This window comes from Paludisphaera mucosa (assembly GCF_029589435.1).
GTDB lineage: Bacteria > Planctomycetota > Planctomycetia > Isosphaerales > Isosphaeraceae > Paludisphaera > Paludisphaera mucosa.
On record NZ_JARRAG010000004.1, the window covers coordinates 63,825 to 79,077 of the forward strand.

10 protein-coding genes and 1 pseudogene are annotated in these 15,253 nt (G+C 69.8%); 1 reads left to right on the forward strand and 10 read right to left on the reverse strand.

Annotated elements, in window-relative coordinates; genetic code table 11:
• Positions 1-506: 506 nt before the first annotated feature.
• The 3 genes and pseudogenes from PZE19_RS31210 to PZE19_RS31215 all read right to left on the reverse strand — a co-directional run bounded on the left by PZE19_RS31210 (position 507) and on the right by PZE19_RS31215 (position 3,003).
• Complete coding sequence (locus PZE19_RS31210; protein WP_277864586.1) at positions 507-995, reverse strand: tetratricopeptide repeat protein; 489 nt, start codon at positions 993-995, stop codon at positions 507-509.
• 21 nt (positions 996-1,016) lie between these two features.
• Positions 1,017-1,163: pseudogene (locus PZE19_RS33315) on the reverse strand (hypothetical protein); the annotation flags it as partial.
• 121 nt (positions 1,164-1,284) lie between these two features.
• The gene (locus PZE19_RS31215) at positions 1,285-3,003 is read right to left on the reverse strand and encodes a SulP family inorganic anion transporter (protein ID WP_277864587.1); all 1,719 of its coding nucleotides are present in this window, start codon (positions 3,001-3,003) and stop codon (positions 1,285-1,287) included.
• On the opposite strand from PZE19_RS31215, the gene PZE19_RS31220 reads away from it, so the two are divergent.
• Positions 3,002-3,703, forward strand: coding sequence for a hypothetical protein (locus PZE19_RS31220; RefSeq protein WP_277864588.1), 702 nt, complete (start codon positions 3,002-3,004; stop codon positions 3,701-3,703). The two genes, PZE19_RS31215 and PZE19_RS31220, sit on opposite strands and share 2 nt — an antisense overlap.
• A 275-nt stretch (positions 3,704-3,978) precedes the next feature.
• Here PZE19_RS31220 and PZE19_RS31225 read toward each other — a convergent pair whose 3' ends face one another.
• From PZE19_RS31225 to PZE19_RS31255, 7 genes are all read right to left on the reverse strand, one after another.
• Positions 3,979-4,911, reverse strand: coding sequence for a GGDEF domain-containing protein (locus tag PZE19_RS31225; RefSeq protein ID WP_277864589.1), 933 nt, complete (start codon positions 4,909-4,911; stop codon positions 3,979-3,981).
• Positions 4,908-5,987 (reverse strand): cobalamin B12-binding domain-containing protein, encoded by a 1,080-nt coding sequence (locus tag PZE19_RS31230; RefSeq protein ID WP_277864590.1) that lies wholly within the window; start codon positions 5,985-5,987, stop codon positions 4,908-4,910. Before PZE19_RS31230 ends, PZE19_RS31225 begins: the two co-directional genes overlap by 4 nt.
• Before the next feature lie 249 nt (positions 5,988-6,236).
• Complete coding sequence (locus PZE19_RS31235) at positions 6,237-7,949, reverse strand: hypothetical protein (protein ID WP_277864591.1); 1,713 nt, start codon at positions 7,947-7,949, stop codon at positions 6,237-6,239.
• Positions 7,946-10,726: an NPCBM/NEW2 domain-containing protein gene (locus tag PZE19_RS31240; protein ID WP_277864592.1), complete on the reverse strand. Its 2,781-nt coding sequence runs from the start codon at positions 10,724-10,726 to the stop codon at positions 7,946-7,948. The genes PZE19_RS31235 and PZE19_RS31240 overlap by 4 nt, the downstream gene beginning before the upstream one ends.
• 49 nt (positions 10,727-10,775) lie before the next feature.
• A complete protein-coding gene (locus tag PZE19_RS31245) occupies positions 10,776-11,315 on the reverse strand; it encodes a hypothetical protein (protein WP_277864593.1) in 540 nt (179 codons plus the stop codon).
• A gap of 61 nt (positions 11,316-11,376) precedes the next feature.
• Positions 11,377-13,035 carry a coiled-coil domain-containing protein gene (locus PZE19_RS31250; RefSeq protein ID WP_277864594.1) on the reverse strand — a complete coding sequence of 553 codons (1,659 nt, stop codon included), beginning with the start codon at positions 13,033-13,035 and terminating at the stop codon, positions 11,377-11,379.
• On the reverse strand, positions 13,016-15,253 hold the full coding sequence (locus PZE19_RS31255) for a hypothetical protein (protein WP_277864595.1): 2,238 nt from the start codon (positions 15,251-15,253) through the stop codon (positions 13,016-13,018). The genes PZE19_RS31250 and PZE19_RS31255 overlap by 20 nt, the downstream gene beginning before the upstream one ends.

Consider the following 15,253-nt stretch of genomic DNA (forward strand, 5'->3'; position numbering starts at 1 on the left):
ATTCTCCATGAGGTCATATCGGCCGGGGTATACCCCGCGTATAAGCCTTTCCCGCCCCGCCTCCTCGAGGGTCTGAAGCCCGCAACCACCGGGGCTATGCTCCGCGTATACCCCCCTGCCTCGCCAGCCTCTTGCCTCGTTTGCAAGTTTGGGTTCGATCCGCGGAAATTTTTTTCGTTTCGTCCGGCCCGCGGTCCCTGTGAATCGAGGAGGCCCGCGAGGTTTCGTCCGTTTTTACAGGGAAAATTGGCCGGACGAGCCCTCCGCGGCAGCCCGGTTCATCGGCTCTGTTTCGGCTTGGTTCGCGGGCGGGCACGGGGAGATGAAGCAGAAAGCTCCGAAATTCCGGCCTCTTCGGAGAATCGCCGAGCTGGAGTCAAGGGAACTTTCCGGCATGGGCGACCACCCTTCGCGGAACGATTCCGGGGCTTCTGGCGCGGCCTCTATCCTGAGGATGGGCTCGGGCGGGCGATCTGGGAGGAGAAAATCCCGGCGGCCGCTCGGGACTATACCCCGGGTATACCTTCCGGCCGCTGGGGCGCGATGCTGTGCAGCCAGGCCCTGGCCTTGCGGTGACCCTGCTCGGCCGCCATGCCCAGCCAGTGGCGGGCCCATCGTCGCGACTGTACGACGCCGTCGCCCGATAGGTACGACAATCCCAGGTTGTACTGCGCCGTCCGGTCGCCCGCCTTCGCCGCCGCCCGATACCAGCGAGCCGCCGTCGCCGAGTCCGCCGGGACGCCGACGCCCTCATGATGGCACCAGCCCAGGTCGCGTTGGGAGTCGGAGTCGCCCAGCTCGGCGGCCCGGGTGAGCCAGAGGAGCATCTTCGCGAGATCTCGCCGGGCACCCTCGCCCTCGCGGTAGCAGAACGCGAGGTTGTACATGGCCCCCGGGTGTCCGCGGCGGGCGGACTTCTCGTACCACTTCCGGGCGATCGAGACGTTGCGAGCCACGCCCCACCCTTGGTCGTGGCAGACGCCGATGGAAAACATCGCCCGGGCATGTCCCTGTCGTGCCGCGCGCCTCCAATGTCGGAGAGCGGCCAGCCAGTCGGGCGGCCTCGATCGTTTCCGACCGAACGCGATGCGGTAGCCGAGGCGGAAGTCGGCGTCTGCGTCGCCGTGCTCCGCTCGTCGCAGGAGGGTCTTCGTCGTCTCCAACTCTGCGTCCCTCCCCGTGGCGACGGGCTCTCATCCACGGAGATGGAGCCCGCCCGCGGTCGGAGGTTCGCCTTTCGGGCCGGGCTTATACGCCGCGTATAGGCTCGGCCGCCGATCGCGCTCAAATGCAGGGATGCGGCCCGGAGATCGTGGTCCCGGAGTCGATCGGGACGGCGGCGAGGCGACGGCTCGTCGCGGCGGAGGAGGTCTTGTGCATGTGCTCGATGCCGATCAGCTCGGCCCGGCCCCGGCCGCTGCGGCGGTGCTGCTCGATGAAATACATGAGGTTGTCGCAGGTGGTGTGGTCGATCATCGCGACCCGTTCGCCCACGTAAAGCACCACGTCGGAGACGTCGGCGGGGATGCGCCGCAGTTCGCGATTGAGGTGGGGGATGTTGAAGCAGACGAGCGGGCCGTTGAAGCGGATAACATAGCAGTCGCCCAGGCGCTCGCGTGTGCCGACGGGGTTGGCGAAGAATCGGCACGCCATGGCGATACCGTGTTGGATCCCCGCGGCCGGGGCCACGGCCTTGCGGGCGAGGTCGTGCCGGACCGTGGTCACCACGCCCAGCAGGAGCTTCACGGCCATTCCGACGCCGATCCCCACGAGCAGGTCGGTGGCCAGGGTCACGACCACCGTCGTGGCGAAGAGGAAGAGCTGCTCGCGGCCGATGTGCGCGACGTGCCGCCAGACGGCTGGTTCGCACATCTTGTAGCCGGTGTAGATCAGGATCGCAGCCAGGGCGCTGTAGGGGATCAGGTTGATCAGGGCCTTGCCCGCGAACAGGTAGAGCAGCAGGAAACAGGCGTTGTAGAAGTTCGCCCAGAGGGTCCGGCCGCCGCTGACGATGCAGAGCTTGCTCTTCACGCCGCCGGGGATGATCGTCAGGCCGCCGGCGAGGCTCGACATCATGTTCGAGATCCCCATCGCCAGCAGTGTGCGGTCGGGGCTCGACCGTCGCTTGAACGGGTCGATCCGGTCGATCGCCTTGATCGTCGCCAGCGACTCGGTGCCGTCGATCAGGACCAGCGTCAGCACGGCCGTGACGATCACCCAGGCGAGCGACCGGTCCGCGAACAGGCCGGGGAAGTTGGGCAGCACGATCCCGTGCTTCAGGATGTTGTCGGGGATGCTGATCCGGTGCGAGTCGTCGATGCCGAACAGCAGCCCGAGCACGACGCCCACGGCGACCACCAGCACCGGCGCAGGGACCGGCAGGCGGGAGCGGATTCGGGGGTGCGAGAGCCCGAACATCATCGCCAGGCAGACGCCGCCCATCCCGAGGATGTGCGGATCCACCCGGGCGAACTGCGACGGGGCCTCGGCGAGGATGCTGAAGAAGTCGTGGGCCCGGAATTCCTGGCCGAGGAAATGGGGCAGCTCCTTGGCGATGATCAGCAGGCCGATCGACGCCAGCATCCCCTCGACGACCGCGACCGGGAACACCGCGCTGAGCCTGGCGGCGCCCAGGAGGCTGAGCACCACCTGGATGGCCCCCACGACGCAGATCACGGCCAGCAGCAGGGGGTAGCCGATCTCGCGGTTGCCGTGTCCCAGGGCGAGCATCGCGGCGAATAGGGCGGGGGCCAGGCCGGCGGCCGGGCCGCTGATCGTGACGTAGGCCCCGCCTAGGAACGGGAAGATCAGGCCCGCGATGATCGCCGACATCAGGCCCGCGATCGGCGGCGAGCCCGAGGCGATCGCGATGCCCAGCGAGAAGGGGAGCGACGTCAGCGACACCAGCAGGCCGGCCATCAGGTCGTGCCGCCAGTGCTTGAGGCCGGCCAGCCCGTTTTGCGGCTTCTCGACGACGTCGTCGACGGAGGTTTCGGAAGACATGGCTTCGCAATCTCCAACGCCGGCGCAGGCCTGCGCCGGCAGTCCCAAAGAGCGGACGGGGGATGGCCGTCCGCGCGAGACGACGCACCGGGGGTGGTCGATCCCGAAGGGCGCATCGGCAGGATTCAGCATTCGACGCGGGAGTGGGCGTCGCTCGGCGGCCGGCGGTGGTCGTCGACCCACGCCGTCGCGAGACAGGCCGCAGGAGGGGACGGCGGCCTCAAGATATCGGCAAGGCGAGCCGGGCCCTGGGGAAAGGGCCGATCGGACTCATCAGCAGCGCAAGATCGAACGCGAGCCGTTTCTCGGGCTGGACACGATCGATGGAGGGGTGAGGAGGGAGTTCCGAAGCCCGGGCCGCAACGTCAAGGAGACGACCGGCGCCTCGGGCGACGATTCGAACTCCTCTTCTTCATCGGAATCCACGGCGACGATTCGCGACCAGGAGCGTTCCGAAGCCGCAGCCTGGGAGCCGTCGAACGACCCACCTTCGTCGCAGCTCGCGACGACGCAGGCGTACGACGTTTCCGGAGCGGCGAAGTCGCCGGACGCCACGGCAGGGAGGCCGGCGAGCAGGAAGCACGTGCTCAGGAAGGCGGCCGAGACCATTTCTCGATATCTCGACGATTTTGATACAACAGTCCTATCCGACAAATCTACTCGAAAAAGCAGCCGTCGGCAATTCCGATTTTCCTCGTGAGGCCGAAATGGATCCCCCTGGAGCATGGATCCGATTGGGACGACGATCCGGATTCTCTATAATCTCGGATCGCGCGGGATTCGAACGCGGCACTTGTACCGGGCAGGTCAGCTTGAATCCCGGGTCGAAGAAAACCGCCTCGCCACCCGCGAGGCTATACGCCGGGTATAAGCCGCGCCTTGATCCGACTCGGTTCGAGGTCGACGACGAGGGCGGGCCGTTCGGCGTGGACCTGTCCTGATAGGCTTCGCGAGAGAGCCTGCAGCTGGCGCCGCTCAGGCGAGCACCACGCGATTCCGGCGGCCGTCCTTGGCCGCGTAGAGGGCCGCGTCCGCGCGTTTGCACAGGGTCTTCACGGTGTCGTCGGGATGGAGGACGGCGACGCCGGAGCTGGCTGTGATCGCCCAAGGGATTGGAGGGATCGGCTCGCGAGCGAAATGCGACCGGACGCCCTCCGCGCACCGCACGGCCCCCTCGGAGTCGGATTCGGGCATGAGGACGATGAACTCCTCGCCACCGAACCGGGCGGCCAGGTCTGTCCTGCGGATCCGCAGCCGGACGACGTTCGCGAAGGCGCGGAGGGCCGCGTCGCCGACGTCATGGCCGAATTCGTCGTTGACGCTCTTGAAATGATCGATGTCGGCGACCGCCAGCGCGAAGCTTCCGCCATAGCGGCGGACCCGGGCGAACTCGGCGGCAATCAGCTCGTCGAACCGTCGGTGGTCGGCGATCCCCGTCAGCAGGTCGGTCTGCGAGAGGATCCGAATCTCCTCCTCACGACGCTCGAGCTTGTTGTGAGCGGAGAGCAGCTCGCGCTGCGCCTGCGCCAGGTCGAGGGAGAGCTGGATGGCCCGGTCGTTGATGCGTTCCAGTTCCTCGATCTCCGTTTCGGTGACGAGCAGCAGGCGGCTCCCGCTCCGCGAGACGGCGCCGCGCAACGTCCGCACCCGGCCTTCGGGGTCGCCGATGGTCAGGAGGCCCTCGTACGCGGCGTGGGGCTCCGACTGAGAGCATTCGACGAGGTGGGGGAGGCTGGGCGACAGCAGGTAGCCGGAGACGTCGGGATGAGGTTCGCGCGCCACCGCGTCGGGCAGCAGGCGGAGGAACCCCAAGTTGGCGTCGTGCAGCCGTCCGGATGGCTCGATCTCGGCGATCGCGACGGCGAGCGTCCGCCGTAATCCCGGGAATTTCAGCGGGCTCAGGTTCACGGCGAGGCCACGAGGAGTTCCGCGGCCTCGACGGCCGACCGCGCGTCGGAGCCAGTGCCGTCCGCCCCGAGCACCTTCTTCATCGGCGCGAAGTGGTTGATCGTCAGCCCTCCCAGGAGCAGCGCCGGGCAGGCCTCTCCCAGGGAGGAATGCAGGCCGGCGATCGCCTCACGCGCCGGCCGCAGGTGATGCGGCATCGCGACCGACAGGCCGACGACGTCCGGGCGAACGTCGCGGACCATCTTCACGAGCGAGGTCGTCGGCATGTTCGCGCCGAGGTAGTGCACGTCCCATCCCGACAGCTCGAACGCGTCGGCGACCATCCGCAGGCCGATGATGTGTTCATTCCCTTCGACGGCCGCGAGCAGCGCGCTGCGGCCGTTGGAAGGCAAGGACGAGGCCTGGGCGAACTCCCGCGCCAGGAGGCCGTGGACCATGGCCGTCGCCAGATGCTCCTGGGCGATGGAGATCCGATTGTCCTGCCAGCCCTTGCCGATCCCATATAGGGCGGGCTGGACGAGGTGAAGCTCCGCGTCGAGGAATGATCGGCCTTCCTGAGCGACCTCGCGGAAGATGCCGACCGAGGTCCTCTGGTCGCCGCAGATCAGGGCCGCGCCGAATGCATCGCATTCCTCGCACGCCTCCGGCATGAGAGGTACGCAGGGAGACGCCTCGGCCGAAGGATCGCGCAAGGAGGTGATCGCGGCGTTCAGGGCGGCGACGATCGGCCTAGCGTCGTCGTCGTCGAGTCGTGAGGCGAAGAACTCCATCAGGCAGCTCAGCGACAAGGTCAAATCCTGCGACGGAATGCCCCGCGAGCCCAGGATCGCCGTGACCCAGCGCACGTATTCCAGGATCGGCCGCCGGGTCCCGAATTCCACCGCCGGCCGGAGGAACTCCAGTTGATAGCCGACGTCTTCCCGACACGCCGCTCGACCGCGCACGCCGAACATGCCGTAGGAAGCGGTGGTGTTCTGATCGAACCGTCCGACGACCGCCTCGACGGCTTCCTGGTGGAGTGAGAGGAAGCGTTCCAGGCCTTCGGGCGTCGCGATCGGGTTGGTTGTCGCGTTCATGATTGGCCCTTCGGCTCGTCATCGCCGTGAAGGATCCGGACGTGAGAGATGCGGCTGGCTCGCACTCCGCATTCGGCGATCTTCCGCCGGCGCGCGATCGAACCGACCGCGGCGCCGCGAGCGGGAAGCGTCTTCGATCCCCGCGGAATCCGAAAGTGATCGCGCCTCGATGCCAATTGTCCTCCGCTCCGTCCTCGTCCGCCATAGGGCGTCGGCGACGACGTGATGGATGACGACGACGCAGGCCGGTCAGGGGACGTTGCGGTTGAGCTTCAGGAGCAGCCTCTCGACGCGGTAGACGACCTCGACGTCCTTGTCGCGGAGCGCCTCCTCGAGGGCGGGGACGGCCGCGGGGCCGAGGGCCAGCAGGCGGGCCTCGGCGGCCTCGCGCGACTTCCAGGACGGGTCGCCGAGCTGCTGGACGAACGCCTTGGCGCGATCCTGGAGGCGCGGGTCGACGCCGTGGACCACGACCAGGGCCACGCGCGTGAACTTCTTGGGCGTCGGGAAGACGTCGAGCGGGACGGCCTCGTCGATCGCCTCGCGGCTGAGGTGGGCCAGGATCAGCAGCTCGCCCGGCTCGAACAGATCCTTCGAGAGCCGGTCGAGCACGAGAGCGATGACGTCCTTGCGAAGGCCGCGACCTTCCAGGCGGCGGGCCAGGGCGTCGTGGGTGAACTCGCGATAGGACGGGTCGGACGACTTGAGGGGCTGGGACATGCCGAGCTTGATCGGCGGCCCCTCGACGGGCCCGCCCTTCTTGTCGGCCGCCTCGGCGAGCCGGCCGGCGGTGGTGATGAACAGGCGCCCTTCCTCGGTGACGCGGTAGCTGAGGCCGACGCCGCCCAGCAGGTCGGCCAGGGCGTCGCGGGCGGGGACGCCGGCGGCCTTCAGGCCGGTGGGCTTGGCGAGGTCGACCTTCTCCTTGGTCAGCGTCTTGTCGTCGAACTCGAAGCGGAGCCGGCACTGGGCCGAGACCATGCCGAGCAGGTCGCGGCGGGGGGCCGACTCGACGGCCGCGGTGATCGGCCGGTTGAGGAACTGGTCGACCCGGGCGCGGACCTCGGCGTCGCCCTCGGCGGGCAGCGGGGTGGGCTCGTCGGGCTTCTCCTTCTTCTCGTCCCCCTTGGCGGCGTCGCCGAAGACCTCCTCGGCCTGCTTGGCGGGATCGGCCTTGCGCGCCTCGGCGGCCTTCTTCTCCGCCTCCTTCTTCTCGGCCTCGGCCTTCTCCTGGGCGTCCTTGTCGGCCGCGGCGGAGGGCAGCTCGTCGAGCCAGCCGATGCGGAAGCCGGATTCCGAGGGCGCGATCACGGCGACGTCGACGAGGCGGCGGTTGGTCATGTTCTGAAGCGTATATTCGTCCGGCCCGCCCCGGATCCGCACGGGGATTGGCAGCGCGACGTCGGCGTCGTAGGCGATGAAGCGCTCGAATCGCGTCTCGTTCTTGAGATAGAGGGCCGCGGGGTTGGCGCGGAGCTTGCTCAAGAGGCCGCCGTCGTCGGGGAGGTAGCTCGCCGGGAGGTCGGGCGGCGGCTCGGCGAGCAGGTCCGAGCCGAACCAGCGGACCCGGCCGGCGTATTCCTTGCCCCCGGGCCAGTGGGCGAGGAAGGTCCCCTTCTTGATCTTCAGGTCCACGTCGACGTCGCGCGAGGGCTCGCCGAAGAACTGGACGAACGACCCCGGCGCGATCGGGAAGAGGCCGGCCAGCTCCTTGTCGTCGAGCTTGGGCCGGCTCGTGCCGACGACGCCCGGCATCGGGTTGCGATAGGCCTTCGCGGCGTTGAGGGTCGTCTGCGAGGGATTGCCCACCCAGATCGACACGTCGTCCACCTCGACGGCGATCTGCGCCCGAGCGTCGTCGCGGGGCTTCGCGGCGGGCTCCTCGGCCCCGGCCCGGCCGGCGACGAGCGCGAGGCTCAGGGCGACGGACGCCCCGAGGAAACGCGTGATTGTCCTGGTCATCGCGGGGGCTCCGGGGCGTTGGCGGCCGTCTTGGGCGGCGAGGCGCGGAAGAGTCGGGCGTCGGCCCAGACGACGCGGTCGCCCGCGTCCTGGCCGGCGCCGAAGTCGACCACAAGCTTGAGCTGCGAGGCCCCCGCGACGGCGAGCTTCAGCGGGACCGGCGGCGCGTCGGCCCGGAGGTCGGGGTTGGCGTAAAGCTCCTTGTCGTCGGCCAGCACGCGGCATTCGACGCGGCCCTTGCCGCGGGCCTCCTCGTCGAAGCCGACCAGGGCTTCGAACGTCTCGTACCGGCCTTCGAGGTCGTACGTCAATATGCAGCGCGCGTGGACGGCGAGGCCTCGGTCGTAGTTGCGGCCGTCCATCTTGATCTTGCCGCCCGACAGGCTCACGTCGCGACGCCAGGGCGAGCGGCGGCCGAAGAACGGCGTCTCCTCGACTCGGGCCGGTTCGAGGTCGGAGAGGTAGGTCATCTTGCCGCCCCGGAAGCGGACTTCCTGGACCTCGGCGGCGGGCAGCTTCAACTCCTGGCCCCACGGGGCTTCGACCTTCCAGACGGCCGCCTCGATGCCCTTCCAGCGACCCGAGACGGCCACGCCGCCGGGCAGGAGGAACGTCGAGCGCAGGTCGCTCGCCGGCGTCGCGGGTCGGGAGGCCAGGACGACCCCCTCGACCTGCTTGAGCGGCAGCGACCGCGACTTGCCCTGGTAGAGGAAGCGGAGCCGGCCCGCCTCGACGGCTTCCAGGACGCCCGCGATCGGGACGACCTCGCCGTTCTTCGACTGGGCGAGGAGCACGTCTTCGGACCCCCTCGTCTTGAGCCGGCGGGCGAACGACTCGGGCGTCTCCTTGCGATCGAGCAGGCTGAGGTGGACGCCGGCGATCCGCGAGAGCGGGATCTCCAGCACGTCCTTCCACGAGGTCGACAGGCGGAGCGAGTCCTTGGCGACGCCCTCGAACTTGCCGAAGAGCTTCTCGTCGCCTTCCAGGAAGACCCAGGCGTCGGGCGTCTCGGACGCCGGGGCCTTCTCGTCGGAGGCCAGCTTGGCGTCGGAATGGCCGTCGGCCTGGAAGTTGGCCGAGACGGCCTGGCCGTCTTCGTAGTTGACGTTCACCGTGAACTGCTTCTGATGGCAGTCGCCGGGCGGAGGTTCGAGGAAGACTTCGGCCGTGGTTTCCGTCCCCGCGCGGCGGAGGACCAGCGGCCAGCCCTGGCCGCCGGCCGCGTCGAGGCTCCAGGACGTCGCCCCCTGGTCGGTCTGGCAGTTGATCATGATCTGCTGGATCTTCGCCGGCCGGAGCCCGGAGAGCGCGAGCTGGATGTCGCGGATGCCGTTCTTCTTGGCCTCGACCTTGGGCGGCGGCTTGACGATCGTCGTCCCCGGCGGCGGGGCCGTGACCTCGTCGCCGGCCTCGGGCTTCTTGGGCGGCTCCGTCGCCGCCGCGGCGGCCGGAGCGGGAGCCGGGGCGCCGGGCTGGGCGGGCGCGCCGGGCTGCGACGGGGTCGGGGCCCCCTGGGTGAGATCGACGTTCGGCTGGCCGACGAACCGAGCCGCGAAGGCCGCCTGGCGTTCGAAGCGGACGCCCTCGATCTCGTCGAGCGGGATCCGGGCCTTCGGTTTGGGCGGCGGAGCAGCGGCGGCCGGCGCGAAGACGTCGGCCGGCAGCGTTCCGTCTGCGGCGGGCTGCGCCGGGGTCGCGGCGGCGACGGCCGCAGGAGCCCCCGCCGGAGGGACGGGCTGGGCCTGCGCGGGGGCTGCGACCGGGGCGGCAACGGCTGCGGGCGCCGCCACCCTCACCATGCCGCCGGCCTGCACTCGCACGGCCCGTGCCGCTCGTCGGGCGACGGCCGCCTGGACCGGTGGCGTCGGAGGCGGCGTCGCGCCCGGCGGGACCGCGCCGGCGGCGCCCGCTTCGCCGATGACGAGCTTGCCGTCCTCGATGCCGGTCGGCTCGCCGTAGACGACCTGGTCGAACACGGTGCGGACGGCGGTCCCCAGCCCGCTGACCCGCTCGGCGCGGATCGAAAGGCTCTTGAAGACGACGTCGACCGGGCCGGCGCCGCTGCGATTGACGGCGAACAGCTTGACGCCCGCCACGTCCTGGGGCTGGAGCGTGGCCTGGCCGAGGTAGCGAGGCTCGTCGGACTTCGCGTCGGTCACGAGGAACCGGAGGATCTGGCCCTCGCGCTTCAGCTCCAACTTGAAGGTCTCGCCCGCGGCGGGGAACGTCTTGCGCGGGGGGACGGCGGGCTTGGCCCCGGGCGCCCCGCCGCCGCCCATCACGATCATCCCCATGCCGCCCCGCATGACGATCATGCGGTTCTGCATCATCATCATCTGTTGCTGGTTCGGGTCGCCGCCGCCGACCTTCTCGATCGTGCGATAGACGGCCGTCCCGTTGGGCTCGACGACGCGGATGAAGGTCGCGTCGGGCTGGTCGATCGCGCTCAGGGCGATCGCCAGGCCGACGGCGACGCCGTCCTCGATCCCCGGCTTGGGGAGGCTCTTGGCGACGAACTCCGCCGTGATGGTGAAGTCGCCGCCGAAGCGGAGTTGCTGGGGCGCCTTCCAGCCCGTCTCCTCGGCCCCTTGCGCGAGGACGACGTGGAGGCCGTCGTCCTCGCGCTTGAGGGCCTTCTTGTCGCCGTAGCCCTCGACGTCGAGCGTCGCCTGGTCGAGCTTCGCGGCGTCGAGCCCGCGCGCATAGTCGCCGGAACCGGGTCCGGCGGCCGTCGTCGCGATCGCCAGGGCGAGGGCGAGCAGGGGGGTGGCGTGCATGGCGTCGGGCCTCGTCGTGTCCCGGCCCGGATCGGCCGGGCCGGTCGGGTCAGGGCGTCTCGGGCGCGGCGGCGGGGGTCTCCGCCTCGGGCTTGGCGGCGCCGGTCGTGGCCGACTTCTCCTCGGCCAGGCGGCGGTAGTAGCGCTCGAGGACCGTGCGGTACTCGGGCGGGAAGCCTTCCGACATCGACTGCAGGATGCGGTCGCGCTCGCGGGGGGTGAGCTTGGCCCATTCCTTGCCGCCGGGCCCGGCGTCGACCAGGTCGCCCACGCCGCCGGTGCCGCCGTGGATGTTCGAGTCGGGCGCGGGGCGGCTGGGTCGATTCTTGGCGATGCCGTTGCGGCAGCCCTGGCACTGCTTCTCCAGGTCGGCGATCAGCGCGTCGAGGTTCCGCAGGACGACCTTCTGGCCCTTCTGCGTGGGCTCGCCCGTGACGGTCTTGGCGAGGAATTCGGTCACGCCGCCCATCTTCACGGTGATCGACGACATCGTGGGCGGCTGCGCCTTCTCCGGGATCGGCGCCGCGGACGCCGTGGCGGCCCCGAGCGTCGCCAGGGCGGCTCCGAGGATGCGGTAACTAGTCTTCATGGCCTCATCCTTTCGAGTCGTTGCGGTTCGGAACGGGTCGGCTGGCAAGACCGGCGGTCGGTCACTTCGGCTTGGCGGGCTCCTCGGGGGCGGGAGCCTCCGCGGGGGCGCCCTCGTATCGCTCGGCGAGCTTCCCGAGGGTCTCGCGGATCTCGTCCTGGGACGACTCCAGCGTCTCGATGTCCCGCTTGAGGGCGGGAGGCAGGATCGCCTCGCCGGGGCGTCCCTGGTCGACCTTCACGGTGTCGTCGTTCACCCGCGACTGCAGCAGGCGAATCATCTTCAGCTCGGCGATCAGGCGGTTCAGCTCCTGCTCGCGCTGACGCAGGTCCTTGGGGAGTGGAGTGCCCGGCTTGGGCGGCGTCGAGGCCGGCAGCCGGCGCATGGCCTCGGCGAGCGCGAGGAGGTCTTCCTCGATCCGCTTCTCCAGGACCACGGTAGGCTCGGTCGGGTCGCCGTTCTTGAGCAGCTCCGACGCGTGCGTCATCTCGCGGCCGATCACCCGCAGCGAGGTCGGCAGGGCGATGCCGAACTCGGTCTCCTCGGTCAGGGCGCGAAGCTGGTCGATCCGGTCGGCCAGCTCGGCCTCCTTGGGGGCGAGGCCGGTGACGAGCAGGAGCGCCGTGCGAGACTTCTGGGCCACGCGGGGGGCCTGGGCCTCGGTCGTCTCGCGGATCGAGACCTGGATCTCGTGCATCTCGTTCAGCTCGGCGAGGATCCGCTGCTGAAGCTCGGTCCGCAGCTCGACGAGCAGGGCCTCGGCCGCCTTGCCCAGGTCGGTTCGGCCCTTGACCAGGTGCTTGAGCGCCTCGTCCTGCTTGACGGCGGCCGGGTCGGCGGCCTCCTTGCTCAACTGGCCCTCGGCCTCGCCCATCGCGGCCGAGGCGCGGATGAGGTCTTTCTGCAAGGCGATGCCCTGGTTGCCCAGCCGCGACGACGCCGACGCCAGCGCGTCGGACGCCCCGCGATTGCCGGCCTGGTCCTTCTCGGTCTTCTTGAAGTCGTCCTTCGCGGCCTTGGCCTCCTTGGCCGTCTTCGACCACGCCAGCTCGCGGCGCTCCTCCTGGACGATCCGGTCGAGGCGGTTGAGCGTCTCGCGCATCTGCCGCAGCCGCGCCAGCTTCATCTGAAAATCGAGGTCCTCCGCCAGCAGCAGCCGGCGCAGGTGGTCGAGTTTGGCCAGCATCTCGCGGACCTCGGTCTCGGCCTTCGAGAGCTGCGCATCCTTGAGGAGTTTCCGCGCGTCCTTCATCTGCTGGAGGATCAGCTCCTCGCGCGAGAACTTGAGCGCCAGCTTGAGCCGCGAAGCGTTCTCGGGCTCCAGGCTGCGGAGCGCCTCGGACAGGCGGAACATCCGCTCCTCCAGCTCATTCATCTGGGAGGCGACGTTCTCCTGCGTGAACTCGATCGAGTCCCGGTCGGAGACGTTGGGATCGGCGCCCAGGTCCTTCTTCGGCATCGCCTTGGCCGCGTCGGGCTTGGGGGCGTCCTTCTTCTCGGCGTCTTTCTTCTCCGTCGCGTCCTTCTTTTCGGCGGGCTTCTCGGCGGGCGCGTCTTTCTTGTCGGCCGGCGCGTCTTTCTTGTCGGCCGGCGCGTCGTCGAAGACGTCGGCGGCGTCCTGGGCGTGGGCGAGGCCGGACGCGGTCCCGAGGATCGCCAGGACGGCGAGGATCAGGAGGGGCGTCGACCGACGGCGAAGCTCAAGGCTTGTCCTTGTCATCGAAGACCTCCTGGGCTCGGGTTTCGCGGGCCTTCTCGGTCTCCTGGAGGACCTTCTGTTCCATCTTGATGACCTCCGCGACCTGGTTGACGACGTCGACGAAGCTCTCCCACTGCGACATTTGTTCGAGGATCTGCTTCATCTTTGTAACAACCTCGGCGTGCCGCCGTCGAGCTTCATCCTTGACAGGCCCGTTGAGGACGTTTGCGGAGGCGAGCGACTGGAGCGCCGACTGGAGCTGCGGCATGGGCCCGGCGGCCAGGGCCCGGAGCGGATCGACGACCCCGTCCTGCAAGAGCCGGTGCGATTTGGGCGAGCCGATCTGGTTGAGCTTCATCTCCTGGAGGGCGTCGGCCACCCGGCCGGCGATCTGCCCGAGCTGACGGCCGGCGGCCTGCTCGGCGCGGGCGATCGCGACGACCTCTTCGGCCTTCACGTCGCCTTCGAGGGCCGGGGCCTGCTTCTCGGTCGCGTCCAGGAGCGTCAGGAACTTGGCCCGCTCGGCGCGCTGGCGGATCAGGATCTCGTAGAACAGCTCGTCGGGCGAGACGACCGAGAAGGCCAGGACGCTCGACCGGCCGGTCTGCACGCCCCGGGCGCAGCGGTCGTCGGCCTCGGCGGTGAAGCGGAGCACGGTCCCCACGGCGGGCGGGTCGGACTGCAGGGCGACGTCGTGGCGGGCCTGATGGTCGAGCGTCGGCCGCGCGGCGTCGGACTCGAAGGGGATGGAAATGGGAGCCCGTTTCGTCTGCTGCTCGGGCTTGTCCGAATCGCCCGTGACGAGGGTGCGGTCGGCCTGGATCCGGAGCGCGGCGAGGCCGAAGTCGTCGGTCGCCGCGAGGGTGAGCGGGATGGTCGCGACCGGCGTCACGCGGCCGCCGACGCCCATGGACCGCAGGGTGACGCGGGGCTCGCGATCGCGCAACAGGCCGATCGAGATGAACGAGGGTTTCGAGGTCAGCCCGGTCTCGGACGAGGTGAGCACGATCTCCAGTGTGACCGCCTCGCGGAGCGTCCAGGTGGTCGCGAACGTCCGCGGGCCGGTCCGTTTCAGGGCGGGCGCGGGCCCCGGGTTAACGGTCAATTTTGCGTCCGAGAGGTCCTGGGTCCCCTCCAGGCTCAGCTCGACCTCCGAGTCGGGGAGGAAGAGCAGGCGGGAGGGCGAATCGTCGACGTCGCGGAACTGGGGATCGACGGTGCCGGGCTCCTTCACGCGAACCTTCGTCCCGGCCAGGGCGGGTCGGTCGACGCGCTCGACCGGGATCGGGCCGAGCCAGTCGTCGCCGCCGAAGAGCTCGAAGGTCGACGAGGTGGGCGACGGCGGGAACTCATACTGGTAATGCGACGGCGACGTCACGGTCATCGTCGCCGCCCGCGCGGGGCCCTTCGCGGCTCGTTCGCGGACGGTCACGGCCTCCGGGTCCGTCGGATTCCTGGGCTTCGAGCGGAGGAGCAGGGGGGCGCCCCGGCCGCCGACCGACCAGCGGTCTCCCTGGGATTCGATCAGCGGCAGGTCGCTGCGGACTTCGAGCATCGCCCGCTCGTCGCGGGGAGCGAGGAGCCGACCCCTGGCGTCGAGGTTCATGACCGTCAGATAAGTCGCCTGCGGCCAGCGCTCGTCCGAACCTCGGAACCAGCGCGCGAAGCTCAGCAGGGCTGACTCGGGATCGATCGTCGCGAAGGCCGCGGGGACGATGATCGCCAGGCCCCCGAGGGCGGCGTACGCGATCGTCCGTCCCGGGTTCCAGAGCCGCGTCCAGTCGGATTTGTCGAGCGCCTCGGACGCCTGGCGGACGGCCAGCCGGACCATGGCCGGTGACGTGGTCGAGCGGGGGTCTTCGAGCAGGGCCGGGAGCTGGAGGATCTCGGCGACGCGCTGGCCGAGGCCCGGTCGATGGCGGTCGAGCGTCAGGGCGAGCGACAGCTCGTCGAGCCCCGCAGGTCGCAGACGTCGGACCGCCCGGACGACCACGAAGGCGACGACCGCCGCGGTCGCCACTCCCAGCAGCGCGACGCGGGCGGCGAGGCCGGGCCGCAGCAGCCGGTCGATCGTCACCAGCGCCGCGCCGGCCGCCGCGAGGACGGCCGCCGACTCGGCCAGGACCTCGAGCGCGAGCTGGAGCCGGAGGCGGCGTCGCAGCCGAGCCAGGTCGGCCTTCAGCCGGGCCCGGGCCTCGGCGAGCGTGTGGGTCGTCGTCGGTTCGTTCAGGATCGACAC

Excerpts from the sequence above, each read along its gene's own strand:
- PZE19_RS31210 (WP_277864586.1), bottom strand. The coding sequence starts at position 995 with ATGTTTTCCATCGGCGTCTGCCACGACCAAGGGTGGGGCGTGGCTCGC.
- PZE19_RS31220 (WP_277864588.1), top strand. The coding sequence starts at position 3,002 with ATGGCTTCGCAATCTCCAACGCCGGCGCAGGCCTGCGCCGGCAGTCCC.
- PZE19_RS31215 (WP_277864587.1), bottom strand. The coding sequence starts at position 3,003 with ATGTCTTCCGAAACCTCCGTCGACGACGTCGTCGAGAAGCCGCAAAAC.
- PZE19_RS31230 (WP_277864590.1), bottom strand. The coding sequence starts at position 5,987 with ATGAACGCGACAACCAACCCGATCGCGACGCCCGAAGGCCTGGAACGC.
- PZE19_RS31235 (WP_277864591.1), bottom strand. The coding sequence starts at position 7,949 with ATGACCAGGACAATCACGCGTTTCCTCGGGGCGTCCGTCGCCCTGAGC.
- PZE19_RS31240 (WP_277864592.1), bottom strand. The coding sequence starts at position 10,726 with ATGCACGCCACCCCCCTGCTCGCCCTCGCCCTGGCGATCGCGACGACG.
- PZE19_RS31245 (WP_277864593.1), bottom strand. The coding sequence starts at position 11,315 with ATGAAGACTAGTTACCGCATCCTCGGAGCCGCCCTGGCGACGCTCGGG.
- PZE19_RS31250 (WP_277864594.1), bottom strand. The coding sequence starts at position 13,035 with ATGACAAGGACAAGCCTTGAGCTTCGCCGTCGGTCGACGCCCCTCCTG.